Here is a 24,827-nt window from a genome sequence, read left to right as displayed (position 1 = left end):
CCTTACAAGGAATTAACAAACGTCAGCAGTTGCTGGCGCTGTTCGTGGGTGAATTGAACAAAGCGTTGGCGACTGTCGCTGGCCTCACCGCCGTGCCAGAGAATCGCCTCTTCCACCGAGCGGGCACGACCATCGTGCAGAAAATGTCGGCTGCCACTGATTTGCTGACTTAAACCTAAGCCCCACAGTGGCGCCGTGCGCCATTCACGGCCACTGGCCTGATAGTCACTGCGGCCGTCGGCCAAATCTGGTCCCATGTTGTGCAGCAGAAAATCACTGTACGGCCAGATACGTTGTGCGCTCAGGTGAGGAAACTCGCTACTGGTTTGGGTGGTGAACGAAGGCTGATGGCACTGTTGGCAGCCGGCTTGGTAGAAGCGCTCGCGACCGGCCAATACGGTTTTGGCGGTTGGGCTGCGACGCTTGGGCACACCGATGTTGCGATTGAAGTTAATCACCAGGTCGAGCAAATCGTCGCGCAGTTCGCTGCCGTGGGCATCATTGCCGTCGGGCTGGCGTAAGCAGTCCGACTGACGCTCGCTGCAAGGCTGCTGGGGAAACAGCGCATTGGTAATGCCGACATCGCCAGCAAAAGCACCGGCAACGGTGATTTCCAGGGTGGCGCGATTGGCTTTTAAGCCAAACCGGCCGGGGGCGGCGACTTGACGGCGGTAATCCCACACTTGATTGACGCGGCCGGAAATACCATCGCCGTTTTGGTCATTGGGGTCGGCCAGGGCATCGATGTCTGCTTGATCGATCATTTCAATCAGCCCAGCGCCATGAATGGCTGGGGCAATACGCAAGCTCATGGTGGTGTCTGGATGCAGCGGACCATAGCCCAACTGTTTGAGTTCAACACGCGGGCGTCTGAGTTGGCGTTGCTCGCCGTCTGGGTAAACAAACGTTTCTGGCTGCCAGTGCACATGAACATAAGCCTCGGGCGCCACCGACATAGGTAAATCAGGCTGACTGGCGCGCAGTTGATGGCCCAATGCCACCGACTGGGATTGCAACTGATCGCCGTAGGTCGGCTCGGCAATGGCGCCGTGTATTGGGTCCTCGCCGGGAATGCTGAGGCGTAAAAAAGCACTCAACAGCGGCACGTCGGCGCTGTCTGGCACATGGCCACGACCGCCTTTGGTGTGACAGGCCAGGCAAGTGCGGGCGTTATAGAGCGGCCCTAAGCCATCGCGAATATCGGTAACTGTGGGGGCCTTCACCCAAGGTTGGTGGGCTAAGGCTTTACCGGCGAAGAAATCTGGCTTTAATGCTGGCGGTAAGTTAGCGGCGGGCAGCTCGGAGCTGGGAAAAGGCACGATGTTAACACTGGTGTCGCCGCCGGGCAGGGCTTCGGCTGGGTCGTAATCAGGGGCTCTTTGGTCAGTTGAATCGGGCGCTTCAGAGCAGCCGATTAACAGGGTTGCCAGCAACAATGCAGAAATAGAAGTACAGCGTGAGGTCATGATGTCGTCATCGATACGGATGCCAGCACCCGCCGAGCGGGTGCTGGTTTGGTCTCAGACAATCACTGTGGCGATGTTACTCGTCACATGACTGAGTTGGGTTGGTGGTATCACAAGCTGAGGCTTCTGGGTCGACCACCACGGTGCCCAGTTCCAAGGTGTTGGCGATCTGGGTGATCACTGCCGCCTGCTCGTTCAACGCAATGATGGTGTCTGCCACTGAGGTGGAGTCGGTGGACTGGATCAGTACGTCAAATGGTGTGCCTGCACGCGCTTGCGTATCGATGGCGGTGTAGGCGTTTTCGGTTTTTGTCAGCGATGCGGTCAAGGTGGTAACCAGTGCTTGCTGACCTTGATCGTTGAGCAAGTCGTCCAGACCGTAGCCGTCCACTGCATTGGTAGTCACGTCGTCGACGCCATCTAGGTCGCTGTCGTAACCGGCGTAGCGGCCATAGAAGCTATTGGACACACCTTCTGCGTTCAGCCAGATATCGCGGTGCGTATTGTCGGAGAAGCACGAGTGCTCATCTTCTTGTGAATTAGCGCTGAAGGCAATCTGCATACGCTCACCGCCCAGCTCACCTTCGGACAGCGTGCCCATACCGGTCATGATCTCAGCCAGCTTTTGCTTGGCGTCGGCGGTGTTACTGACGGTCATAAAGGCGGTACGGTAACTGGCGCCCTCGGCCCAGCCATCACGCACTTGCTGCAGGTCGGCAATCAGTTTGTCGACGGCCACTTCCAGGAACTGGAAGCGACGGTCCGCATTGGCGTCTGTGGTGAAATCCGTCAGTGGGCGTTGGCCACCAAAGGCCAGGTTTTGCGCGGCCCAAGTTTTTACCGCAGTGCCACGATCCGTGCCGTCGGTCGGCATGGCGTCGTTGTTCAGATCCTGGCCCCAAAGCAAAAACTCAATGGCGTGATAACCCGAGATCACATCGTGCTCGTCTTCTGCCGTGGCGGTATTGGCCAGCAGGTCAGCATTAATCACGATCTCGCGGTTGCCGATGATGTTTTCAGCTGGGCTGTTGGTAGCCACGTTCGCATCGATGGCTTCGCCATTGTTGACGTCGGTTTGGTGCGCGGTAACACCAATCTGATCGGTGCCAAAGTCGCTGTCATTGGTTTTGACGTAGTCGATCAGTGCTTCACCCAATGGCCAGGCGTTGATGTCGCCTTCTGGGCCGTCTTCGCTGCTGTAATCGCTGGAATCGATGGGGCTCATGCGAAAGCGATACACTTCCGTCTGACCGTATGGCTCACGCGCCACCAGCCAAGCCAGTTTGGCTGCATCTAGGTTGGCTTGCGTCGGCTCTGCTTTGAACGCAGCAATGGCGGCTTTCAGCGCTTGTGCGGTGATGACCGAATCGCTGTAAGCGGCGTAGGCAATATCAGCGTTGGTCTTCAGGGCTTTTTGTACATTCTCTAAGTTCAGAGATGAGCCTGACGAGTCTGTACCTGGATCAACCACTGGGTCTTTTGAATCGTTATCGTCGCTGCCACACGCAGCCATCAACAGCGCAGCAGAAATTGCAGCAGCCAGCTTCAGCTTGTTCATATCGTTTCCTTTGGTATGTGTATTCGCTAGAGCAGACCACTGGGTTGTAAGAAGTTATTGATCTGCAACTCGATACAGGCAATGCCTGCGGCGCAACACTCTAGTGTTATTGAGAATTACTTGCAACAAGAGTGAACAAAAATGATTATCATGTTATTTAGCTTTTCGCTATCATACCCACGTTTATTTTGTGGTTAAAGCCCCGATGAGAATACGGGGGGAGTAATTGATCATGCGAGAGCAGTACGCGTTCATTGTGGGAGTTGGCCTGGCGTTGTTAGCGGGCTGTGGCGGCTCAGATTCTGGCTCATCCAATGCGCCGCAAAACAGCATCAGCAAAGTAGAGCTGGGCAAGCAGTTGTTTAACGACGTGTCGTTGTCGGCCAACCGCACTCAATCCTGCGCCAGTTGCCACAATCCGCAACACGGTTTTATCGACAATCGCCTGGGTGAGGATGGCCAGGTGCTGGCAGCGTCGATCGGTGACGATGGTGTGTCGGTGGGCGATCGCAACGCGCCCACGGCAGCCTATGCACAGTTCAGCCCAGAGTTTGTCGCTGGCAGTCGTCAACGTTTTAATACCGACGGCGATTTTGCCTTGTATGAAGGTCATTTGGGCGGTCAGTTTCATGATGGCAGAGCGGTCGACTTGGCCGCGCAAGCTGGAGGCCCACCGCTGAATCCGCTGGAAATGAACATGGCCAGCAAGGCCACGGTGGTGGCGCGCTTGTTAGAAAACGACGATTATCAGCGCGCCTTTCGTGAGCATTTTGGTGCCGACATTTGGGACGATGCTGAAGCCGCGTATGAAGCCATGACGCAAGCCATCGGTGAGTTTGAAAACAGCGCTGAGTTTGCTCCGTTTGATTCCCGTTACGACCGCTCGCTGCTGCCGGTGGGCGATGAGGCGCGTTATACCTATCACCCCGCTTCCAAAGCGGCGCTGGGTAAGGCGCTGTTTTTCTCCACCGAGTTCACCAACTGCGCGGCGTGCCATCAACTGCAGGCACAGGGACACCAGCAGGAAGTTTTTAGCGGCTTTGAATACCACAATCTGGGCGTGCCAGAAAATCTCAGCTTGCGTGCCATCAATGGTGTCACGACAGTCGATACCGGGCTGCAGCAGCACATTGACGACGCCAGCTTGGCCGGTAAATTCAAAACTCCGACGCTGCGCAACGTCGCGGTGACCGCGCCCTACATGCACAACGGCGTGTTTAACGAGTTAAGCACGGTATTGATGTTCTACGAGCACATGCGCCAGCGCAGCAATGGCCGCGACAGCGGGTTTGTGAACCCAGAAAGCGGGGTCGCATGGCGTGCGCCTGAAGTGGAGCAAAACATCAGCACCACTGAGTTGGCCAGTGGCAGCAAGGACTTCAGTGATGCCACCAATCGCGAGGCGATGGAGTGCTTTCTGATGTCTCTCACCGATGCTCGCTATGAGCATTTGTTGGATGCCGCAAAAGTCAGCGACTGCGGTTTGTAGGTCAGTATTCGCTGCCAGCGCAAACGGACTATGTTGAACACTGTAGTCCGTTGCGGAGGTGGTGATGAAGGCCATCTTGTTTGACATTGATGGTGTGCTGTTCAGCGATAACGGTGCCGTAGACGGTGCTTCTGCTACCTTGCAGTGGGCGCGCCGGATGCAGATTCCGCATCTGTTTGTGACCAACTCAACCAGCATCAGCCGCGCTGAGCTGTTGCGCCGCTTGCAAACCCTCGACCCTGCCATCACCGGAGACCAGCTACTAACCCCGGCCACTGCGGTGCGCCACTGGCTGGCGCAAAACCCGGGCATTCGTTTAGCCATGTTTGTGCCACAAGCCGTGCAAAACGAGCTGGCGGATGTTGCCAGTCATCGCGAAGAAGAATGTCGCGGTGTGGTCATTGGCGACCTCGGGCCAAGCTGGAGCTACTTTCACTTAAATCATGCGTTTCGCATTCTGATGCAGCGCCCGGGGCAGATGCTGCTGGCGTTGGGGATGACGCGCTATTACCGCAACGACGATAGCCTGCAGTTGGATGCTGGCCCATTTGTGAAGGCTTTGGAGTTTGCTTCAGGCCAGCCAGCGTTGGTGTTTGGCAAGCCGGCCTCTGGCTTCTTTCAACAAGCGCTGTCGCTGCTCGGTGTCGATGCGGCTGACACATTGATGGTGGGTGATGATCTGATGTCGGACGTGATGGCGGCGCAAAGCTGCGGTCTGTCTGGTGCTTTGGTACGCACTGGCAAGTATCGCCCAGAAGATGAACAAGGCAGTGTGCGTGCGCAGCACGTGCTTGCTTCAGTGGCCGATGTTCCCACTTGGTGGCAGCGCCAACACGCCGCGTGAGCTGGCTTGTCACGACGGTGGCCGCTGTCGATAATGCGCCGCTATGAACAATGTCGTTTCCCGTTTGCGCCAGCAGCAAGCGTCTTTGGCCACTAAGCCCTTTGCCGCTCGCGGCGCTAAACTAACCCGTTGTGAGCAATGTTTGCTGGCACTGCCCTGGTGTATTTGTGCCCATGTGCCGGTTGCCGAGCCTGGTGTGGCTTTGTGCTTGGTGTATTACCCCGGCGAAATTTATAAGCCCAGCAACAGTGGTCGGTTGCTGGCTGATGTCATTGCTGACAGTCACGCCTTTATCTGGCACCGCACCGAGCCGCCGGCGGCGTTATTAGCCTTGTTGCAAAACCCTGACTACGCACCGCTGTTAGTTTTCCCTTACCAGTACGCCGAGCCACAGCGTCAGCTGCATGAGGAGCAACAGTTGCAAACCTATGTGGCTGGGCGCACACCGCTACTGCTGGTGTTAGATGGCACCTGGCGCGAGGCGCGTAAGATGTTCCGCAGCCCGTGGTGGCAGCATGTGCCGGTGCTGGGCGTTGAGCCGCAACAGTTGTCCTCGTATGCCCTGCGCAAAGCGGTGCAGGCTCATCAGTTGGGTACGGCGGAAGTGATGGTGCCACTGCTGCAACGTTTGCAGCAGCCTGTGGCGGCAGAAAAGCTGGAAGGTTATTTTGAACGCTTTCGCCGCCATTATCTGAAGGCGAAAGCGAATCACATCAAACGCCCAGAACCCGACTCAAGTGCTCGTTGATAAAACGACCGTCTGGGTCCATTTCTCGACGTAGCTCGACAAAGTCTTTAAAGCGCTCGTATTTGCCCGCTAACTGCTCAGGCCCGAGGGTATGAATTTTGCCCCAGTGCGGGCGGCCATCATACTTCCAGAAAATCGGCTCAATGGCGGCGAAATAGGCTTTGTAGTCTTTGTCGTGGAAGTTGTGGCAGCTGATGGCAAAACCATCGCGGCGATAAAACGGGCTCAGCCAAACCTCATCGGCGGCCACATAACGTGCCTCGATGGGGAAAATCACCGGAATGTTCTGCTGCTTAATGGTGTCGAGCACTTCTTTCAGGCACGCAGGCCCGGCGTCGGCGGGCACGACGTATTCCATTTCGTTAAACAAGATATCTCGCAAGTTGCCGAAAATCTCATGCGACTTGCCATAACGTGTTTCTGGCTCGACACCGCTGGCGCCAAAGTTTACCAGCCAGCTGCGCATAAACGGCATGTAGTCGATCAAGTTCGACATCATGCGAAAGGCTTCATAGGCGTCGCCGCTGGGCACCGGCGGATTGGCTGGAATGTCCGCCGCTGCCACCTTGTCGATGGCGACACCAAGCATGTAATCGCTGTGCGGCAGGGCGAACATCTCGTAATGGCGATGTTTATCACGCAGCTCAGCCGCGCGCGCCAGCCCTTCCTCTTCGGACATCATCCAGCTGGTTTCTTTTAGGTAATAGGCGGGGTCGGTTTTTAACCGCGCTTTGGTAATAACGCCCATCGCACCGATATGGTTGCTGCTGGCGTAAAACAGGTCGCTGTTGTTATCGGGTGAACACTCGATGACCTCGCCGTTGGCTTTTACCATGCGCAGGCCACGCAGGTGGCTGGAAATACTGCCCAAGTGTTTGCCAGTGCCGTGGGTTGAGGTGGCAATGGCACCGGCAAAGGACTGGCTGTCGATGTCGGACATGTTGATGGTCGACATGTCGTGCTTCCACAGCTCACGTCCGAGCATGGATAAGCGGGTGCCGGCCCACACATCGGCCTCCAGTGCCTCGCGGTCGACGTTCTCTACGCCACGTAGGCGCGCTAATGACAGCAAGGTTTGATTGGTCGGCACCAGGCCGCTGAAGCTATGGCCAGAGCCAACACAGCGAACGGTGCTGTTGGCGGCCTTAATAGCATCAATAAGCTGCTCTTCATTGCGTGGCACCAGACGTTCCGTGGGCTGGCAGCTTTGATTGCCGGACCAGTTTTTCCATGGCAATACCCGTTTGCCATCGGCGCCGATAATGCCCGCCGGCGGCTGCGGTTGTGACGACGAACAGGCACTGGTGGCTGAGGCCACAACGCCTGCGCCGACGGCTTTCAGCAAGTGGCGGCGGCTGAGGTTAATGCGATCAAAGTTCATCGTTATTGCTCCTTGGCCATGTACTGAATGAGGTCGCGCAGGTCATCTTCGTTGCACTCGCCGCAGGTGCCCATGGCGGGCATGTTGCCAATGCCATTGATGGTGTGGCTGATCAGCACATCCATGCCTTTATCCAGGCGGTCTTGCCATTCATCTGAAAACGCCAGCGGCGCGCCGGATAGCCCTACGCCATGGCAGGCGGTGCAATAGATTTCATACAGCTCGACGGTGTAGTCGTCGACGGCCGATGCCGTGTTGGCGCCGCAGAGCAAGGCCACGGCGAGAACAGTACTTCTTATCATTGTTATGGCTCCCCGAAAGGTGGGCCTAGATTATCCAAAGTGAAACGATCGTACAAGTTTTTGTGCGCGCCACTGCAACAGGCATTGGTGCACGCAGTGCAGGGCGAAGAGTTAGCGGATTTGCAGCTGGTAACGGCTGTGACTGGAGGAGGCTGGCCAGCGTTGCCACAAGCGTTGGCGCAAAAACTGATCAACGCTTTGCAGTGTCACGCCGCGCTGCGCCAACGCAGGCAAGGCTTGCTCGAGGAAGTCGAGGGATTCGGGATAGGGGTGGCCAATCAACACGGCATGGCCACGCTGTTGCGCCAACTCGACGGCACGTTCGAACTGGCGCTCGATGGCACTGTGCTCGGTGCTGTGGTCGAGAAACACATCACGGCGCAACGCCGGCAATCGCTGTGCCAGCGCCTGTTGCAACGCAACGCTGTCGGCGCTGGTTAGGCTGTCGACAAAAAATACCCCATGGCCAGATAACGTCTGCATCACGGCTTGCATGGCCTGCGGTTGGCGCGTTAGCAGGCTGCCCATGTGGTTGTTGACCCCGGTGGCAAAGGGCACCGCCGCCAGCGAGTCTTGTAGCTGCTGTTGCAGCTGCGTTGTTGTCATGGTCTCGGTAAGCGCGCCAGGGCCCAGTTTGGCACCGGTATCGTTGGCCATCGGCGCGTGCAGCATCACACCGTGACCGAGGAAATGCGCGCGCTGGGCAAAGGTTTTGGCGTAGGGGGTAAACGGCAGCACGGCCACCGTGATCGGGCCGGGCAAGGCCAGCGTACGTTCACCGAGGGCACGATTGTTGCCCAAATCGTCGATGATCAGCAGTAACGTTGCTGCCTGTACTGGGTTAACTGCTAATACCCAGCACAGACACAGCCAGCGTGCCATCATGCGTCGGCAGGCACCTCAGGCGCAGCTTCGGTGGTGGGGCGTAAAATGCTCAGACCGCGCAGCAAGGTGTGGGCTTCGTACAGCTGGAAGTCGCGTTTTAACAGTTCACTGCTGTTTTTGCTGACTTTGCTTTCCGCCGTATTTTGCTCGCCATCCGGGTTGCTTAAATGGCCGGGCAAATCCGCCTCTTTGAAATAACGCTGCTTGTATGGCGTGACTTCGCTTTGCTCAATCCAGATATCGGGTTTGATGCCTTGCGCCTGAATAGAGCGGCCTTCAGGGGTGTAGTAGCGGGCAGTAGTCAGTTTTACTGCTTTGTCTTCGGTGATCGGCAATACGCTTTGTACCGAGCCTTTACCGAATGACTGAGTGCCGACAATGACCGCACGTTGGTGATCTTGCAAGGCGCCTGCGACAATTTCAGACGCCGAGGCAGAGCCACCGTTGATCAACACAACGATCGGCAATTGTTTGGCGACGGTGCGCTGTGTGGCCGAGTAGCGCAGCTTGGAGTTGGGGGCGCGACCTTCGGTATAAACGATCAAACCGCTGTCGATGAAGGCATCGGTGACTTCCACCGCAGCGTCCAGAACACCACCTGGGTTGTTGCGCAAATCCAGAATCAAACCGCTGATGTTGCCTTGTTGCCAGTCGAGCAGGGCTGCGTTGAGTTCGCGCCCGGTATTGGCCTGAAACTGAGTGATGCGAATGTAGCCAATGTCGTCACTCATCATTTCTGTGCGCACACTGGCGACCTTAATTTCGGCGCGTTTCAGGGTGAAAGTGAGCAGCTCTTTTTCGCCTTGGCGACGCACTTCCAGATCAATGCTGGTGCCAGGCTCGCCGCGCATACGCTCAATGGCGTCGGTCAGGCTCATGCCCATTACCGGGTCGCCATCTAGGGTGACGATCAAATCACCTGATTCGATGCCGGCCTGCTGGGCTGGGGTATCGTCAATCGGTGTGACGACACGAATCAGGCCGTCTTCCATGCCTACTTCAATGCCGAGTCCACCAAATTTGCCGGAGGTGTGCTCCTGCAAGTCGTTGTAATCGTCGGGCTGCAAATAGGCTGAATGTGGGTCCAGCGACGACAGCATGCCGTTAATGGCGTACTCAAACAGAGTTTTGTCGTCCACTTCTTCAACGTAGGCACTGCGAATGCGCTCAAAAATTTCGGTGAAGTTGCGCAGTTCCTGCAGTGGCAGTTGGCCTTCGGTTGCCGCAGGGGCCGCCTCTGGCTGTGTGGGCGCATCGGTGGCAAACACATTTAAAGACAGCAATAACGCGGCGGGTAACACAGAAAAACGGTACATGAAAAGCTCTCGACCGGTAAATGTTGCAAGAATGGCACAAAATCAGCGGCGTTTCAGCCATGTGGCCGGATCCTGTGCGCGGCCTTTATAACGGATCTCAAAATACAGCCTGGGTTCCTCACTGGCGCTGTTGCGTCCACTGCGTGCGATTACGTCGCCGCGGTTCACCCAACTGCCAACGTCATGAAACAAGGATTGGTTGTGGGCATACAAACTGAGATAACCGGCGCCATGGTCGACGATGCTGACCAAGCCAAAACCACGCAGCCAATCGGAGAACACCACCCGGCCGTGATGCACCGCCTGCACCGCTTGCCCTTCACGACTGCTGATCAGCCAGCCCTGGCGCTTGGCTTTGGTGTCTCGGTTCACGCTACCAAAGGCTTCCAACACGCGCGCTTTTGCCACCGGCATTGGCAGCTTACCCTTTTGTGAGCGAAATGGCCGCTCGTCATCTTTGCGTGCGGTGTTGGCGAGCAGATGCTCCACCTCTTGCAGCAATTGCTCTAGGCGTTTGCGGTCGGCTTGTTTGCGTTTCAGGCGCTGCTGCTCGGTGCCCATCGACGTTTGCAAACGCGCCATCAGGGTTTGTTGCTGCTGACGTTTGTCGCGCAATTGCGCACTTTTGCTTTGCAACTGTTGCTCAGTGGCCAGCAACCGCTGTTGCTGTTGTTGCACGGCTTGGTCGATGGTGGCCAAACGTTGCAGTTCGGCAATCAGCTGCTCGATGCGCTCAGTGCGGGCCTGATTGAAGGCTTGAAAGTAGCGCAGCAAACGCTGGCTTTGCTGTGGGTCATCCTGATTGAGCAATACCTTCAGCGGCGCGGTATTACCCAAGCGCGCCGCCGCTTGCAGCTGCTCAGTCAGATGTTGGCGATGTTGTTGCTGGAGTTGGCGGAGCTGTCCTTGCTCCTGTCGGAGCTTTTTTAGGCTTTCGCGCTCCTCCTGCAGCTGGTCGCGGGTTTGTTCGATGCGTCGACTCAAGTCGGCGATGTCGCGATCCGATTGCTGCAGCGCCTTGTCCAGGTCGCTGTATTCCTGGCGAGCGTTGTTCAGCCAAGTCTGCAGCTTGTTGATCTCTTGCTGCAGCTGTTTGAGTTTGGCCTCATCGTCGGCCTGAACCAGAGCACTGCACAACAGCAGTGCAGCAAGCAATACGGTGCGCACGGCGCCTCCTTTAGGACTGCCAGTCAATCAGGGCGGTACCGGTCATTTCCGCCGGTACATCGAGTTGCATCATGGTCAACAGCGTAGGCGCCACGTCACACAAGCGGCCTGGATTGAGGACGGCACTGTGCTGGCGGTTGTGCACATAAATCATGTCCACGGGGCCTGTGGTGTGTTGTGTCATGGCACGGCCTTGTGCGTCTACCATTTGCTCGGCATTGCCATGATCGGCGGTGATTAAGCACTCGCCACCGACTTCCAATAAGGCGTCGGTCACACGTTGCAAACATTGGTCGATGCATTCAGCAGCTTTTACGGTGGCGTCATACACCCCGGTATGCCCGACCATATCGCCATTGGCGTAGTTGCAAACAATCAAATCGTAGCCACCGTGTTTGATCGCCTCGACCAGTTTGTCCGTCACTTCCGGTGCGCTCATGTCGGGCTTAAGGTCGTAGGTGACGACGTCGGGTGATGCGACCAACTCGCGGGTTTCACCGTCGTATTCTGCTTCACGGCCACCGGAAAAGAAAAACGTCACGTGGGCGTACTTTTCCGTTTCGGCGATGCGCAGTTGCTTCATGCCCAGTTTTGCCACGTACTCACCAATGCCATTGACCAGCGGCTCGGGCGGATAGGCGCAACTGGCGGGGATGTTGGCGGCGTATTCGGTCATCATCACAAAGTCCGATAACTGCGGGCGCTGTTGGCGCTGAAAGCCGCTGAACTCGTCGCCTTCGACAAACGCACGGGTCAGTTCTCGTGCGCGGTCCGGGCGGAAGTTAAAGAAGATGATGCTGTCGCCATCTTTGACCTGTGCATCGTTGGCGCCAATCACAGTGGCCTGCACGAACTCGTCGTTTTCGTCGCGCTGGTAAGCCGCAGCCAGTGCCTCTAGCGCACTGTCAGCTTGGAACGGCGCCGCACCTTCGGTCATGGCGCGGTACGCTGTTTCGATGCGCTCCCAACGGTTGTCACGGTCCATGGCGTAGAAGCGCCCAACTAAGGTGGCCAACTTGCCGTTGCCGAGCGACTGTAACTCGTTTTCCAGCGCTTCAATTGACGGCTGTGCTGAACGCGGTGGCATATCGCGGCCATCGAGAATGCCGTGCACCAGCGAACGGCTGACACCGCGCTGTTTGGCCATCTTCAGCAGGGCAAACAAATGTTGCTCATGGCTGTGCACACCGCCGGGTGATAACAGGCCGACAAAATGCACTGCGCCACCGGCGGCGCTGGCTTTGTCCATGGCAGCGATCAGCGCCGAGTTGTTGGCCAGTTCACCATCGTCGATGGCTTTGTTGATGCGGGTGTAGTTCTGGTAAACGATGCGCCCGGCACCCAGGTTCATGTGTCCGACTTCCGAGTTGCCCATCTGTCCGTCCGGTAGGCCAACAGCAGCACCGGAGGTTTGCATCAAGGCATTGGGGTATTTGGCCAGCAACGCGTCCCAGGTGGGAGTATGGGCATTGGCGATGGCGTTGTGCTCGGTTTCCTCACGGTGGCCCCAACCATCAAGAATGATCAGAGCTGTAGGGGTCGGACGTGTGTTCATTGTGACAAACCTGAGTCAGTAGACGAAAAGGGCGGCATTGTACCCCAGCTGCCAGCGACTGCCTATTTTGCCACCACTGTGCTGGTGGCGGCAGTTTGCAGACGCTATACTGCGCGCTTTCTTTTGACTGGTAGCGAACGGCATTATGGCGCAGTTGTTTGAATTCATTGGTAATCACTGGTGGTTGGTTGGCCTGTGGGCAGCGTTTTTGCTGGCCTTATTCTGGGACAATAACCAACGTAACGGTGCCAAAGTATCTGTGGCAGAAGCCACCGTTCTGATCAATAAACAAGACGCTGTGGTGGTCGACATTCGTGACAAAAAAGAGTTCAGTGAAGGTCACCTCGCTAACGCAGTGAACATTCCTTACAGCAGCCTTGCCAGCCGTTTGGGTGAGCTCAATCCGCACAAAGACAAGCCGTTGATTCTGGTGTGTAAAACCGGTCAGACGGTGTCGATGGCTGGTAAAATGCTGCGTGAAAAAGGCTTCAATGCCGTACGTTTGCATGGCGGTATGATGGAATGGACTGGCCAGAACTTACCGGTAGTTAAAAAGTAGTTTCTAACCTCGAATAAGCATTAAGGATACAATCATGGCCGAGAACGATAAGCCACAATTTGCACTGCAGCGTATTTACATCAAAGACGCGTCTTTTGAAGCGCCGAATACGCCAAAAACCTTCACTCAAGAGTGGAAGCCGGAAATCAAACTGGACCTGAACAGCGGTGCGCGCAAAGTCGACGAAGGCTTCTTCGAAGTGTCGGTGAAAGTCACCATCACTGCGACCAATGGCGACGACACAGCGTTCCTGGTTGAAATGATGCAGTGCGGTTTGTTCGCCATCAACAACATTCCGGAAGATCAGCTGCAGCCAATGCTGGGTGCTATGTGCCCGAACATCCTGTTCCCATACCTGCGTGAAAGCGTGGATGCACTGGTGGTTAAAGGTGGTTTCCCAGCCCTGATGTTGGCGCCAATCAACTTCGACGCTCTGTACCAGCAGCGCGTGCAGCAAGCGGCTCAGCAACAAGCTGAACAAGCCGAGCAAAAAGAAGAGCCAACTCACTAAGGTGGGTGGCTTTTAAAAAACGCGGCTCAGGCCGCGTTTTTTGTGCCCGCTCGCTAAGCGAATTTTTAGCCCTGCGCGATGGTGTTCGCCGCGCGGTTTCTTTAAACTTCCACAAAACTTGTACATGTGTATGGGAGTATTTGTGGAAACCCGTCCAACCCCTTCCTTTGGTGTCCTGCTGGTGAACCTGGGCACACCCAAAGCCCCGACTGCGGCGGCGGTGCGCGAATATCTGGCCGAGTTCTTGTGGGATAAACGTGTAGTGGATGTACCGCGCCCACTGTGGTGGCTGATTTTGCACGGTGTCATATTACGTTTTCGCCCTGGCCGTGTGGCCAAAGGTTACGCCAGTGTGTGGACCGATGAAGGCTCGCCGCTGATGGCCATTTCTCGCCAACAACAAGCCGCGCTGCAGCAGCTATTGGGCCCCGATGTGCCAGTCAGCTTGGCGATGACGTACGGCGAGCCGACCATGGAGCAAGCCGGACTGGAGCTGCGCCGAGCGGGGGTGGAGAAAATGCTGGTATTGCCACTGTTTCCGCAGAACTCGTCGTCTACCACCGCAGCAGTGCATGACCGTCTGGCCAAGGGCTTGTCACGTTGCCCGCACTTGCCTGAGATGCGCTGGGTGAGTCATTACCATGATCATCCGCTGTACATCAAAGCGCTGGCCAATTCGGTAAGGGAATATTGGGCCGAGCACGGCCAAGGCGATCGCTTGATGATGTCATTTCATGGCATTCCACAGCGTTACGAAGATCGCGGTGACCCATACCCTGGCCAATGCCGGGCAACAGCAGCCGCGTTGGCGGCTGAGCTGGAGCTCAGTGAAGAGCAGTGGATCTGCTCGTTCCAGTCGCGCTTTGGCCGTGAGGAATGGGTCAAACCCTACACAGATCACACGTTAGAAGCGTGGGGCAAACAAGGTTTGCAGCGTGTGGATGTGATTAGCCCAGCGTTTGCGGCAGATTGCCTGGAAACCCTGGAAGAGCTGGAAGAAGAAAACCGCGACAACTTTAAAAACGCCGGTGGTGGTGATTACCACTACATTCCCTGTTTGAACACCCGCTCGGATCATATCGAGCTGCTGGCGGAGCTGGTACGCCAGCATACCCAAGGTTGGTAGCTCCAGGTTGGTCATACCTGTCACAAACCTGCCGAAATTCTGGTTGTTTGGGTCGCTTATTTGCGCGTTTTGATCATAGTGCCCGCTAGGGCACTGTGTAACCATGTTGCCCCCAAACAACAGAGATCACCTTATGACGGAACGAATCACCTGTGAGATTGATCAGGGGGTGGCCACGGTATGGCTCAACCGCCCCGAGAAACTCAATGGCCTGGACATGCCGATGTTTCAGCAAATGGTGGCGATGGCCAAGCGTTTGCGCCGCGACCGTTCCGTGCGCTGTGTGGTGTTAGCGGCTAAGGGCGACTCGTTTTGCGCTGGGCTGGATTTTAATGCCCTGAGCAAAGACCCGAAGATGGTGCCAAAAATCTTTCTTAAATGGCCTTGGCGTAAGCAGAACCTGGCGCAAGAGATTGCCCACTGCTGGCGAGATTTGCCGGTGCCGGTGATTTGCGCCATTCATGGCAATTGCTTTGGTGGCGGTATTCAAATCGCTCTGGCGTGCGATTACCGCATCGCTACGCCCGATGCCAATCTCAGCATTATGGAAATGAAATGGGGTCTGATTCCAGATATGAGCGGCATGGTGACCTTGTCGCGGTTAACCCGAGTCGACATCGCCCAAGAGCTGATTATGACCGGTAGGCAGTTTTCTGCCGAGGAAGGCCATGAAATGGGTTTGATCAGCCGCCTGGACACTGACCCGGTGGCTGCTGCACAGGCCATGGCACGCACAGTGGCGAGTAAATCGCCGGACGCGGTGGCGGCCAGCAAATATTTGCTGAAAAAAACCTGGCAGAGCGGCGAGCGTGGTGCATTGCTGTGGGAGCGTTTGGTGCAAATGCGCTTGTTAGGGCGAAAAAACCAGCGCATTGCCATGCAAAATGGCCTGCAGCGCGATAAAGAACCGCGTCGTTTTTTAGATCGAACCTCATTTCGTTAAGCCGATCCACACTGACATCCATCGGGGCCATGGCGTAAATAACACCAGGCCTCGTATTGGCTCATAAATACTCGCCCAGTTAATTGGGTTAAAAAATCTGAGCGCTGCAGTTGGTCCATCACTGGGCCTTTTATTTCAGATAAATGCAAACTCACACCGCTGTCTTTAAGCCGCTGATTAATAGCTTCCAAACTTTCCAGCGCAGAGGCATCGATCCAATTGACCGCCGGGCACATTAAAATCAGATGTTTAATCGCTGGATTGGCGGCGACTTTTTTTGTCACTAATTCTTCTAGATATCTGGCGTTGGCAAAATACAAGGACTCGTCGACACGAATGGTCAGAATATGAGTGTCGGTCTCAACAACAACGCGATCGACATTACGAAAGTGTTCGGTGCCAGGAACACGGCCAACGACGGCGTTATGCGGGCGACTGGTGCGGTGCAGAAATAATACAATGGATAGGCTCACGCCAGAGCTGATACCAATTTCAACGCCGTACACCAGTGTCATGACGATGGTAGCGAACATCGCGGCAAAGTCGCTGCGCGAATAATGCCAAGTGCGCTGCATGGCGCGAAAATCCAGTAACGACAACACCGCCACAATAATGGTGGCGGCCAACGTGGCTTTGGGTAAAAAGTACAATAATGGGGTTAACCACAGCGCTGCAATGGCAATGCCGATGGCAGTAAATAAACCGGCGGCGGGTGTGTGTGCTCCGGCATCAAAGTTGACCACCGAGCGGGAAAAACCGCCGGTGACGGGAAAACCGCCAGACACGGCAGAGGCCAAATTGGCTCCCCCCAAACCGATCAACTCCTGATTTGGATGAATGTGCTGGCGCCGTTTGGCAGCCAGAGTTTGCGCCACCGACACTGACTCAACAAAACCGATGACGCTGATTAGCAGTGCCGATACAAATAGCTGTTGCCAAATGTGCTGATCAAACATTGGTAGTGACGACGACGGTAGCCCAGCGGGAATATGGCCGACCACCGCGATACCAATCTCCTCCAAGCCAGCCAGAAATGTAATAGTCCCCGTTGCAATGACCGCCACCACAGGCCCGGTTTTTGCCAACAGTTGTGCAGCGTTTGGTGGGCAGCCGAGTCTTATCAACATTGGTTTGAATTGCCATCGCAGCAACAATAACAACGTTAATGCTGAAGCGCCCATTAATAGGGTTGGCCCGTGAATTAAATGCCACTGCGCCGATAGTGATGATGTGATGTCCAGCAGTGTGTGACCGCTGGCGTCGATGCCTAACAGGTGACGCAACTGACTGGCCGCAATAAGAATTCCGGATGCGGTGATAAATCCGGAAATGACCGGATGACTGAGAAAATTTGCCAGCATGCCCAAGCGCAGCATTCCCATTACGATGAGCATCAGGCCAGAGATAAAAGCCAATGCCATGGCCGCCTTTACTGTCTCTTCCATGGTATTTAACCCCAGCTGGCCGACAGCGGCGGCGGTCATCAGTGAGATGACCGCCACTGGCCCAACCGATAAGGTACGGCTGCTGGCAAACAGCGCGTAAACGATCAAGGGCAATATACTGGCGTACAAACCGACTTGAGGCGGCAAACCGGCCAGCAACGCATAAGCCAGAGACTGTGGAATTAACATCACAGTGACGATCACGGCGGCGATTGCGTCTTGGGAAAAGGCCGTACGATCATAGCTGTTCAACCACGATAACATTGGCAGATAGCGTTGCAGCATAGGTTATCGGCGCTCCTGCGCTGGCATGTTCTGTACGCTTTCTTGGGCCGGTATTGGGCGCGGTAAAACTGTGGGCCTTACCAGCCACTCGCGTCCTTTTAATAGCGCATTCCAATACACCCATGGCAGCACTTTTTCTTTTAAATGCCAGGCCAAGCGAGTGGGCAGAGTGCCTTCGATTAACCAACGTGGCAGGGTCGGGTCTAATTGGCCGCCGTAGCCGAACTCAGCCAGCACAATTTTGCCGCGTTCCACCGTCAATGGGCAGGCGCCGTAGCCGTTATACACGGCGCGCGGTGATTCGCCGTTTAACACCATGATGATGTTTTCAGCCACCACCGGGGCTTGCTTGCGGATGGCGGCAGCGGTTTTGGCATTGGGCGTATTGCCAACATCACCTAAGCCAAAGACATTGCCGAAACGGCTGTGCTGCAAGGTGTCGCTATTTAATTCGAGCCAGCCGCCGTCGCCAGCTAGGGGACTGTCGGCAATAAAATCAGGCGCACATTGCGGTGGACAGACGTGTAACATATCGAAGGATTTTTCTATCGTTTGCTGTTCACCGTCGGCGTTAGCCACACTCAATACTGCCGTTTTGGCCTGACCATCGACGGCAATCAGGTTGCTGAAATAATTCACTTGTATGCCGTAGTGATCAATGTAGCTTTGCAGCGCTGGCACATAATCGGCGACACCAAATAGCACACCGCCGGCATTGCAAAACTCCACCTGCATATCACCGAGCTGCCCCTGGCGTTGCCAGTGATCACAGGATAAATACATGGCCTTTTGTGGAGCGCCGGCGCATTTAATTGGCATTGCTGGTTGGGTAAACAGAGCCTTGCCACTGCTGGTATTTTGCACCAGCTCCCAGGTGTAGGGGGCCAGGTCAAACACATAGTTAGAGGTCACACCATGTTGCCCCAACGTATCTTTGATGCCGTCGATGGCGTCCCAATTGAGCTTCAGGCCGGGGGCGACCACCAAAATGCGATAACCAATGCATTCGCCATCTTCTAGCACAATGTGTTGCTGCTCGGGCACAAAGCGGCTACAGGCGGCGTGATACCAATGGGCATCTTTGGGCATTATTTGTTGCATTGGACGCGAGGTGTCACTGCGCTGAAACACACCGCCGCCGACCAAGGTCCAGCCGGGCTGATAAAAGTGCTCACTGCGTGGTTCGACAATGGCAATGTCGAGATCCGGCTGGCGCTTGAGCAGGCTGCTGGCCACGGCCTGACCGCCGGTGCCACCGCCGATAATCAGCACATCGTGGCGACGACCGGCAACGTTATTCACGCCTTGCCGCTCGCTGGCCAGTTGCCGTAAACGCTGGCGCTGTGCGCTGAGGTCATAACCGGCGCGCTTGGTGGTGCTGAGAATGGCGTCCACATCAAGCTTTGGGGCAGTGGACAACGCCCATAATGTGGCGCAGCGCATTCCGCTGCGACAGTAGGCCAGCACTGGCCCGGTCAGATCGCCCATGGTGTTGGCAAAGTGCTGAATATCCTGATCACCAATTTGCCCCGACACCACTGGCTGATAGCGAAACTCCAGCCCGTGGCGCTCACAGGCCGCGGCCATTTCTTCATGATCGGGTTGATCGTCACCTTCGCCATCCGGGCGGTTGCAGACAATGGCGCGAAAGCCACAGGCAGCAGCAATACCAATATCGCTACTGCTCAGTTGTGGGCTGACGCTGAGAAACGGCGTGAGGGTTTTCATGTCCATGTTAATGACCTCCAAGGCGACCCGGCGTAAGGGCAGCGTGCGCTAGTTAAAATAAGTTAATGGGGATTTTTAAATACACTTGCTGGTTGCTTTCTGCCGCTGGCATTTTTCCGGCGCGCATATTGACTTGCACCGATGGCAAAATTAGCCGCGGCATTTCCAAGGTGGCGTCACGCTGATGGCGCATGGCGACAAACTCGTCTTCGCTAACACCCTCGTGAACATGAACATTGCTCTGCCGCTGCTGCTTTACCGTGGTTTCATTGGCGTACTCGTCGCGGCCCGGTGCTTTATAGTCGTGACACATAAACAGCCGGGTATCGTCTGGCAGGGCGAATACCTTCTGTATGGAGTGATACAAGATGCGGGCATCACCGCCGGGAAAATCGCAGCGTGCGGTGCCGTAGTCGGGCATAAACAGAGTGTCGCCGACAAAAGCAGCATCGCCAAATACGTAGGTCATACAGGCCGGTGTATGGCCGGGTGTGTGCAGCGCTCGCCCATGCAGTTCGCCGATACGTATGTCATCACCGTCGGTCAATAAGCGATCGAACTGGCTGCCATCACGGGCAAACTCGCTGCCGGCGTTAAAGGCTTTGCCAAATACCTGCTGTACCTTGGTAATGTGTTCGCCAATGCCCAGTTTGGCCCCGGTGTGTTGTTGTAAATAAGGCGCCGCGGAGAGGTGATCGGCGTGCACATGAGTTTCCAAAATCCAATCGACGCTTAGGGCATGTTGGCGCACAAATGCCAGCACAGCGTCCGCGCCGCGCGTGTGGGTGCGGCCGGAGGCATAGTCGAAGTTGAGTACCGAGTCGATGATGGCACAGTGGTGGGACTGCGGATCCTGCACCAGGTAGCTGTAGGTAAAGGTCGGTTCATCAAAAAAGGCGGTCACAATCGGGGGCATGACGGCTCCTTATCTCTTTTGGGAATATATATATTCCATATTTCTATATTGCCAAGTTAGCATGCAGTTGTGCTGGTGTCATGTCGCTGGTGCGCATTTAGGGCCTGTTCACACTATTTCGATCACGCTGCTATGAGCTGACTTCCCCTCAATCAAGGCGCGAAGATGAATGTTTAACGAGCTAAATGAAGGATGAGCAACACAGGTTGAGGGGTTTTCAGCCATACCCCGCAGGGCTGGAACCAGGTTTTCTCTAAGTCGCGTTACTCGTCGCTTATTTAACCGTTAAACCAAGCGCCTCATGCCTTACTCACGAAAAAACTGACGTCCAGCAGCAAAGAGCTAAATAGTGTTAACAGACCCTAGCACGATAGTCTGGTCGCGCAGGATTTCTCTGGCACTATGGCTGCTGTGGTAATGACTATGAACTGGAGGAAGGCACTGTGATCAGGCAAGTGCGTGAGACTGACCTTGAACGTTGTTTTGAAATTGAGTCACTGGCGTACGCCGGAGACGAGGCGGCCAGCCGCGAGAAAATAGCGCGGCGTATCCACTCTTATCCACAGGGGTTTATCGTTTATGAGAAGGACGGTGCGGTGGTGGGGTTTATCAACTCTGGTGCCACTCATCAGGTGTTGATGTCAGACGATGGGTTCAAGGAGTTAATTGGCCATGATGCCAACGGCCAGTTTGCTGTGATTCTGTCGGTGGCGGTGCACCCTGAGCATCAGCGCCAAGGCATTGCCGGACAGCTTATGTACAGTTTTATCGACGCTATGACACGGCTGCACAAGAGCGAAATTCATCTGATGTGCCAACCAGAGTTACTGGATTATTATCAGCGATTTGGCTATCGCTACCTACAAGACTCAGCCTCTGAGCATGGCGGATTAAGCTGGAAAGAGATGAAGCTGGATTTATAGCGCCCGTCGCCGCCCATATTTATTTCACAGCGCGCACCGAGCTTGGTTAGCTTTTATGGTGTGCGCTGCAAGAACTCCGCAGGAACGTCGCGGCAATGTGGATAATGCTGTTGTGCCCACAAGACTAACTGCTGTACGGCGGGCAATAAGCCCATGCCTTTGTCTGTCAGTGCGTATTGATAGCGTATTGGTCGTTGCTGATAGGGCTGTTTTTCCACCAGGCCTTGCTCGATCAGTCGCTTTAAACGATTGGCCAATATATTGGTTGGGATGTTTTCACTGCTGGCACTGAACTCGTTGTAACGGCTTTTGCCTTGCAGTAAATCGCGCACCACCAACAAGGTCCAACGATCACCAATGATATCCAGTGCTTGCGCCAATGGGCAGATGAGATTCTCGTTCATAACGTGGATCATAAGTCAGTGACTTTTAAATTGAAAGTCTGTTAGTCTCTAGTAACTTTAAATTTAAAAGTTACAGGCTATGACAACACCACTCGGTTCGTATCGTTGGAGTGAAAGCAGCGAGGGGCTGCTAAACCCGCATGAAAAACGTCAACTGGTTGCCATGTTACTGCGTACGCAGGTGCATCAGCTGATGCAGCGCTGGCTGTATTGGTTGAAACCAGCAGCAAAGCGCCGGCTGGTCGACTTGGATAAACTCAAAGCGCCCGATACAGCCTGGGCAGCTGAAGTAAACGAGTACGTGCATGGCCAGCAGTCAGCGGTGATGACGTTGCATTGCCTGCGTACCTGGGCATTTGGCTGGGTGGTGGGCCAGGCTTTTAAATTGCAGGTGGATGAAGAAGTACTGTACAGCGCCAGCATGATGCACGATCTGGGGCTAACAAAGGGGTGTCAGCCGCAGCTGCGGCAAACCGCGTTTCAAGTCGTGGGCGCACGAGCGGCGTACGAGTTCTCTCAATCGCGCGGCCTCTCGTTTGCCGAGCAAGTGTATGAGGCCATTAGCTTGCATTTGAATCCATGGCTCAATCATCAACAGTGTGGCAACGAAACATTTTTATTAAAAACCGGTGCCCATATGGATGTGATTGGCGCCTACCATTTCTGGCTCTCACCAACGGAGCAGGATACCATTCATCGGCGCTACCCTCGTCGCGGTTTTGCTGATGAAATCAAAGCCAGTATGCACACTCAGCCTCACCACCCTTGCAGCCATGCGGGAGTATTGAATGCACTGGGGTTTTCGTCGTTGGTAGATAACAATCCATTGAATCAATACGATAAGGTATCTGATGCGAGAGACGCTACGACGTAAGATTACTCAAATCTGCAATAAAAAAATTGAGCAGAAAGGCGACGGTGTCAATGTGTCTTTTTATGCTTTTTTTGCCAATAAAAATGATGATCCCGAGCTGCTGATGGAAGCAGCCACTTGGTGGATTCAGACACACCAATTGGATCATTTTGAAAAGGCGGTAAAAATCCGTCAGATGATGGCAGACGCACTGTAGTGCAAGAGCTGGCCAAAAATTTTTGAGCCAGTAGCAGGAGCTGTTGATCGGAGTTGGGTGGATCTAAACTATTGCTTAGAAGCTGTTTCATAACCTTCAGTCCGATATAATAATCAAAACTATCAGCTTCAACTCCTCCACCATGAAACGTTCAACCTCAGAACTGACCGACCAACAGTGGGCACACATTGAGCCTTGTTTACCCAGCCTGCCTCGTGGCAAAGGGGGTCCCAAACCTATCAGCAATCGAGCCTGTTTCGAGGGCATTTTATGGGTCTTACGTTCAGGTGCGCGCTGGCGTGATCTACCCGAGCGCTATCCTTCACCGAGTACCTGCTGGCGCCGCCTTCAGTACTGGGAAGAGCAAGGTGCATGGGTCAAAGCCTGGCGTAAGCTTCTTCGCGTTCTGGATCAACAGTCGCGGTTAAATTGGGAAGAATCGTTTTCTGATGGTAGTTTTGCACCCGCAAAAAAAGGGGCCTCGGTGTTGGAAAAACCAAGCGTGGTAAGGGGTCGAAGTGGATGATAGTCGTCGATGGCGAAGGCATTCCAATCGGGCTGACACTTGGCTCAGCGTCACCGGCGGAGGTCAATCTGATTGAGGCTTTGTTAAAAGTTTCCTATGGCAAGAGCAAGGTGAAGCGTTTGATTTACGATAAAGCGGCAGACTCTGATCCTCTGCGAATGGCGTTAAAGAAACGGGGCGTTGATCTCATTTGTCCACATCGTCGAAACAGGAGAAAAGCGCCGCTGCAAGATGGTAGAAAGCTGAGAAGGTACGACCGTCGCTGGAAAGTAGAGCGCACTTTTGCTTGGCTTGGAAATTATCGGCGATTAGTGGTTCGATGGGAAAGAAAGCTCTCAATGTATCGAGCCTTCTTTCACGCCGCCTGCATGATGATCGTGCTAAAGAAGTTGTGAAACAGCTTCTAGTCTGTACTGCTTAGTCTGCACTTTTCTAAATAAATATTGCAGCTCTTTCGTATTTGAAATCACTTGTGATGTAAAGCCGAATTTGAGCTCGGCTTTACATCAATGATTTAAGCTAAAACATCAGCGACCGTAGATGTGCTCAATGCTTTCGAAAGAGCCATCTTTGGTGAGCTTGTCTGCCGCTCTTTGTAGCGCCTTAACGATTTTGGGGTCTGTATCTTTATTGATTGCCAAGTACAGTGGCACTCGCTTAAACGTCAGCAGCTTTTCTACTTCAATGTCGCCTGCATCCGAAGCCGTATAGGGGCCCGCCAGCTCATCTGAGACCCACAGATCGATTTGATCCAGCTGTAAACGCCGTGGGTTTTGTGCATCTTCAGTGATGACAGAGACATTAAAACCATGTTCCATTAGGTAATTTGTTCTGACGTCGCCTTTGTAACCACCAATCTCGTACTGCTTGGCATCCTCCAATGAGCTCAATGTGATGCCCGAACCTGGTTTGGCGAATAATGCCCAGCCAGTATTGGTCAAAGGACCAACCCACTCGAACCAGTCTTCGCGTTGTTCTGAGCGCACCGTGCAGAAGATACCATGGTTGGCTTTGCGTTTTACTCGCTCCAGGCCGGAATTCCAGTTACGCAGTTTCATCTTCATTTCATAGGGCACCTCCTCTGCCAAACGCTTCACCATTTGCGAGCACAAGCCAGTGATGTTTTCGCCATCATGAGCAAACGGGTGGCCATCCAGCGTCATGTGATAGGGCGGGAATTGCTCGGTAAAAAAATAAAGCTTTTCAGCTGCCTGAATATTTAAGGCCAGAAATAGGGCTGTGATGGCGAACAGTTTATTCATACCAGGGTCTCATCTCCGCTAGGTTAGTACGTATGACGCTAAACGACGAATAGCGCCAGCACGGTTATAAATCGGTTGCGGCGCGGATTGTACTGTCTGGTCAGGATTTCGCTAGGGGTTATTGAGCCATCTATAATTATATATGCAGGTGTTTAGCATATCACTTTGGGTGCCGAGCTGATGCGCGTATCGTATTTCAGCGAAATTACTAAAAATCCCGCGCTCGTGTCCTTTACTGTCTACGTGGTTTTGCTAGAGTGGGTTTGCTTTGACTTTTGCATAGCTCGGATAATTACTTGGGTAAGCTATTCTCCCTGATCATCCACTAAATCACTGGTTAAGACGCCACGCATTCGCCCCAAAATAGCATTTACTGTATCCCTGCTTTCAATGCCCTCAGGCAGCGGTGTGTCATTCA

Annotated in this window: 24 protein-coding genes and 1 pseudogene; 12 read left to right on the top strand and 13 right to left on the bottom strand. The window is 54.6% G+C overall.

What is annotated here, in order from left to right:
- Positions 1-2: 2 nt before the first annotated feature.
- Both CHH28_RS19310 and CHH28_RS19305 read right to left on the bottom strand, forming a co-directional pair.
- Positions 3-1,466, bottom strand: coding sequence for a di-heme oxidoredictase family protein (locus tag CHH28_RS19310; RefSeq protein WP_094061847.1), 1,464 nt, complete (start codon positions 1,464-1,466; stop codon positions 3-5).
- A gap of 76 nt (positions 1,467-1,542) precedes the next feature.
- Positions 1,543-3,024 carry an imelysin family protein gene (locus tag CHH28_RS19305; RefSeq protein ID WP_094061846.1) on the bottom strand — a complete coding sequence of 494 codons (1,482 nt, stop codon included), beginning with the start codon at positions 3,022-3,024 and terminating at the stop codon, positions 1,543-1,545.
- A 232-nt stretch (positions 3,025-3,256) separates the two neighbouring features.
- On the opposite strand from CHH28_RS19305, the gene CHH28_RS19300 reads away from it, so the two are divergent.
- The 3 genes from CHH28_RS19300 to CHH28_RS19290 all read left to right on the top strand — a co-directional run bounded on the left by CHH28_RS19300 (position 3,257) and on the right by CHH28_RS19290 (position 6,105).
- Positions 3,257-4,513 carry a cytochrome-c peroxidase gene (locus CHH28_RS19300; protein ID WP_094061845.1) on the top strand — a complete coding sequence of 419 codons (1,257 nt, stop codon included), beginning with the start codon at positions 3,257-3,259 and terminating at the stop codon, positions 4,511-4,513.
- Positions 4,514-4,577: 64 nt separating this feature from the next.
- Positions 4,578-5,357, top strand: coding sequence for a TIGR01458 family HAD-type hydrolase (locus CHH28_RS19295; protein ID WP_094061844.1), 780 nt, complete (start codon positions 4,578-4,580; stop codon positions 5,355-5,357).
- Positions 5,358-5,400: 43 nt separating this feature from the next.
- A complete protein-coding gene (locus CHH28_RS19290; protein WP_094061843.1) occupies positions 5,401-6,105 on the top strand; it encodes a tRNA-uridine aminocarboxypropyltransferase in 705 nt (234 codons plus the stop codon).
- On the opposite strand, the gene CHH28_RS19285 is transcribed toward CHH28_RS19290, so the two are convergent.
- The 6 genes from CHH28_RS19285 to gpmI all read right to left on the bottom strand — a co-directional run bounded on the left by CHH28_RS19285 (position 6,071) and on the right by gpmI (position 12,711).
- On the bottom strand, positions 6,071-7,486 hold the full coding sequence (locus tag CHH28_RS19285; RefSeq protein ID WP_094061842.1) for a D-arabinono-1,4-lactone oxidase: 1,416 nt from the start codon (positions 7,484-7,486) through the stop codon (positions 6,071-6,073). The genes CHH28_RS19290 and CHH28_RS19285 overlap by 35 nt on opposite strands.
- 2 nt (positions 7,487-7,488) lie before the next feature.
- On the bottom strand, positions 7,489-7,788 hold the full coding sequence (locus CHH28_RS19280) for a c-type cytochrome (RefSeq protein WP_094061841.1): 300 nt from the start codon (positions 7,786-7,788) through the stop codon (positions 7,489-7,491).
- A 111-nt stretch (positions 7,789-7,899) separates the two neighbouring features.
- Positions 7,900-8,673, bottom strand: a complete 774-nt coding sequence (locus tag CHH28_RS19275) for a divergent polysaccharide deacetylase family protein (RefSeq protein ID WP_094061840.1) — start codon at positions 8,671-8,673, stop codon at positions 7,900-7,902.
- A complete protein-coding gene (locus tag CHH28_RS19270) occupies positions 8,670-9,989 on the bottom strand; it encodes a S41 family peptidase (RefSeq protein WP_094061839.1) in 1,320 nt (439 codons plus the stop codon). Before CHH28_RS19270 ends, CHH28_RS19275 begins: the two co-directional genes overlap by 4 nt.
- Before the next feature lie 42 nt (positions 9,990-10,031).
- Positions 10,032-11,156, bottom strand: coding sequence for a murein hydrolase activator EnvC family protein (locus CHH28_RS19265; protein WP_094061838.1), 1,125 nt, complete (start codon positions 11,154-11,156; stop codon positions 10,032-10,034).
- Between the two features lie 10 nt (positions 11,157-11,166).
- The gene (gene gpmI / locus CHH28_RS19260) at positions 11,167-12,711 is read right to left on the bottom strand and encodes a 2,3-bisphosphoglycerate-independent phosphoglycerate mutase (RefSeq protein WP_094061837.1); all 1,545 of its coding nucleotides are present in this window, start codon (positions 12,709-12,711) and stop codon (positions 11,167-11,169) included.
- Between the two features lie 145 nt (positions 12,712-12,856).
- Here gpmI and CHH28_RS19255 point away from each other — a divergent pair, with 145 nt between their 5' ends.
- The 4 genes from CHH28_RS19255 to CHH28_RS19240 all read left to right on the top strand — a co-directional run bounded on the left by CHH28_RS19255 (position 12,857) and on the right by CHH28_RS19240 (position 15,850).
- Positions 12,857-13,270 (top strand): rhodanese-like domain-containing protein, encoded by a 414-nt coding sequence (locus CHH28_RS19255; RefSeq protein ID WP_094061836.1) that lies wholly within the window; start codon positions 12,857-12,859, stop codon positions 13,268-13,270.
- Positions 13,271-13,304: 34 nt separating this feature from the next.
- Positions 13,305-13,781 carry a protein-export chaperone SecB gene (gene secB / locus CHH28_RS19250; RefSeq protein WP_094061835.1) on the top strand — a complete coding sequence of 159 codons (477 nt, stop codon included), beginning with the start codon at positions 13,305-13,307 and terminating at the stop codon, positions 13,779-13,781.
- Between the two features lie 142 nt (positions 13,782-13,923).
- Complete coding sequence (gene hemH / locus CHH28_RS19245; RefSeq protein WP_233243669.1) at positions 13,924-14,907, top strand: ferrochelatase; 984 nt, start codon at positions 13,924-13,926, stop codon at positions 14,905-14,907.
- 133 nt (positions 14,908-15,040) lie between these two features.
- Complete coding sequence (locus CHH28_RS19240) at positions 15,041-15,850, top strand: crotonase/enoyl-CoA hydratase family protein (protein WP_094061833.1); 810 nt, start codon at positions 15,041-15,043, stop codon at positions 15,848-15,850.
- Here the strand turns inward: CHH28_RS19240 and CHH28_RS19235 are convergent.
- The 3 genes from CHH28_RS19235 to CHH28_RS19225 are packed head-to-tail and all read right to left on the bottom strand — an operon-like array spanning position 15,847 to position 20,224.
- Entirely contained in the window at positions 15,847-17,580 is a 1,734-nt protein-coding gene (locus CHH28_RS19235; RefSeq protein WP_094061832.1) for a SulP family inorganic anion transporter, read from the bottom strand. The genes CHH28_RS19240 and CHH28_RS19235 overlap by 4 nt on opposite strands.
- A 3-nt stretch (positions 17,581-17,583) precedes the next feature.
- A complete protein-coding gene (locus tag CHH28_RS19230; protein ID WP_094061831.1) occupies positions 17,584-19,314 on the bottom strand; it encodes a bifunctional protein tyrosine phosphatase family protein/NAD(P)/FAD-dependent oxidoreductase in 1,731 nt (576 codons plus the stop codon).
- A 46-nt stretch (positions 19,315-19,360) separates the two neighbouring features.
- Positions 19,361-20,224 carry an MBL fold metallo-hydrolase gene (locus tag CHH28_RS19225; RefSeq protein ID WP_094061830.1) on the bottom strand — a complete coding sequence of 288 codons (864 nt, stop codon included), beginning with the start codon at positions 20,222-20,224 and terminating at the stop codon, positions 19,361-19,363.
- 443 nt (positions 20,225-20,667) lie between these two features.
- Between CHH28_RS19225 and CHH28_RS19220 the strand changes: the two genes are divergently transcribed.
- Positions 20,668-21,147 carry a GNAT family N-acetyltransferase gene (locus CHH28_RS19220; protein WP_199243951.1) on the top strand — a complete coding sequence of 160 codons (480 nt, stop codon included), beginning with the start codon at positions 20,668-20,670 and terminating at the stop codon, positions 21,145-21,147.
- 53 nt (positions 21,148-21,200) lie between these two features.
- On the opposite strand, the gene CHH28_RS19215 is transcribed toward CHH28_RS19220, so the two are convergent.
- Positions 21,201-21,551: a winged helix-turn-helix transcriptional regulator gene (locus tag CHH28_RS19215; RefSeq protein WP_094061828.1), complete on the bottom strand. Its 351-nt coding sequence runs from the start codon at positions 21,549-21,551 to the stop codon at positions 21,201-21,203.
- Positions 21,552-21,630: 79 nt separating this feature from the next.
- Between CHH28_RS19215 and CHH28_RS19210 the strand changes: the two genes are divergently transcribed.
- From CHH28_RS19210 to CHH28_RS19195, 4 genes and pseudogenes are all read left to right on the top strand, one after another.
- Positions 21,631-22,425, top strand: a complete 795-nt coding sequence (locus CHH28_RS19210) for an HD domain-containing protein (RefSeq protein ID WP_094061827.1) — start codon at positions 21,631-21,633, stop codon at positions 22,423-22,425.
- On the top strand, positions 22,403-22,621 hold the full coding sequence (locus tag CHH28_RS19205; RefSeq protein WP_094061826.1) for a DUF6500 family protein: 219 nt from the start codon (positions 22,403-22,405) through the stop codon (positions 22,619-22,621). The genes CHH28_RS19210 and CHH28_RS19205 overlap by 23 nt, the downstream gene beginning before the upstream one ends.
- A gap of 142 nt (positions 22,622-22,763) precedes the next feature.
- On the top strand, positions 22,764-23,147 hold the full coding sequence (locus CHH28_RS20735) for a transposase (RefSeq protein WP_094058567.1): 384 nt from the start codon (positions 22,764-22,766) through the stop codon (positions 23,145-23,147).
- Positions 23,114-23,542, top strand: a pseudogene (locus tag CHH28_RS19195) (IS5 family transposase); the annotation flags it as partial. The gene CHH28_RS20735 and the pseudogene CHH28_RS19195, both read left to right, overlap by 34 nt.
- 132 nt (positions 23,543-23,674) lie before the next feature.
- Here CHH28_RS19195 and CHH28_RS19190 read toward each other — a convergent pair.
- On the bottom strand, positions 23,675-24,409 hold the full coding sequence (locus CHH28_RS19190) for a substrate-binding periplasmic protein (protein ID WP_094061824.1): 735 nt from the start codon (positions 24,407-24,409) through the stop codon (positions 23,675-23,677).
- Positions 24,410-24,827 lie beyond the last annotated feature (418 nt).

Origin of the sequence: Bacterioplanes sanyensis (genome assembly GCF_002237535.1) — a bacterium.
Classification (GTDB): Bacteria; Pseudomonadota; Gammaproteobacteria; order Pseudomonadales; family Oceanobacteraceae; genus Bacterioplanes; species Bacterioplanes sanyensis_A.
The sequence above is the reverse complement of the archived record's forward strand: the minus strand, read 5'-3'. Positions and strand labels throughout refer to the sequence as shown.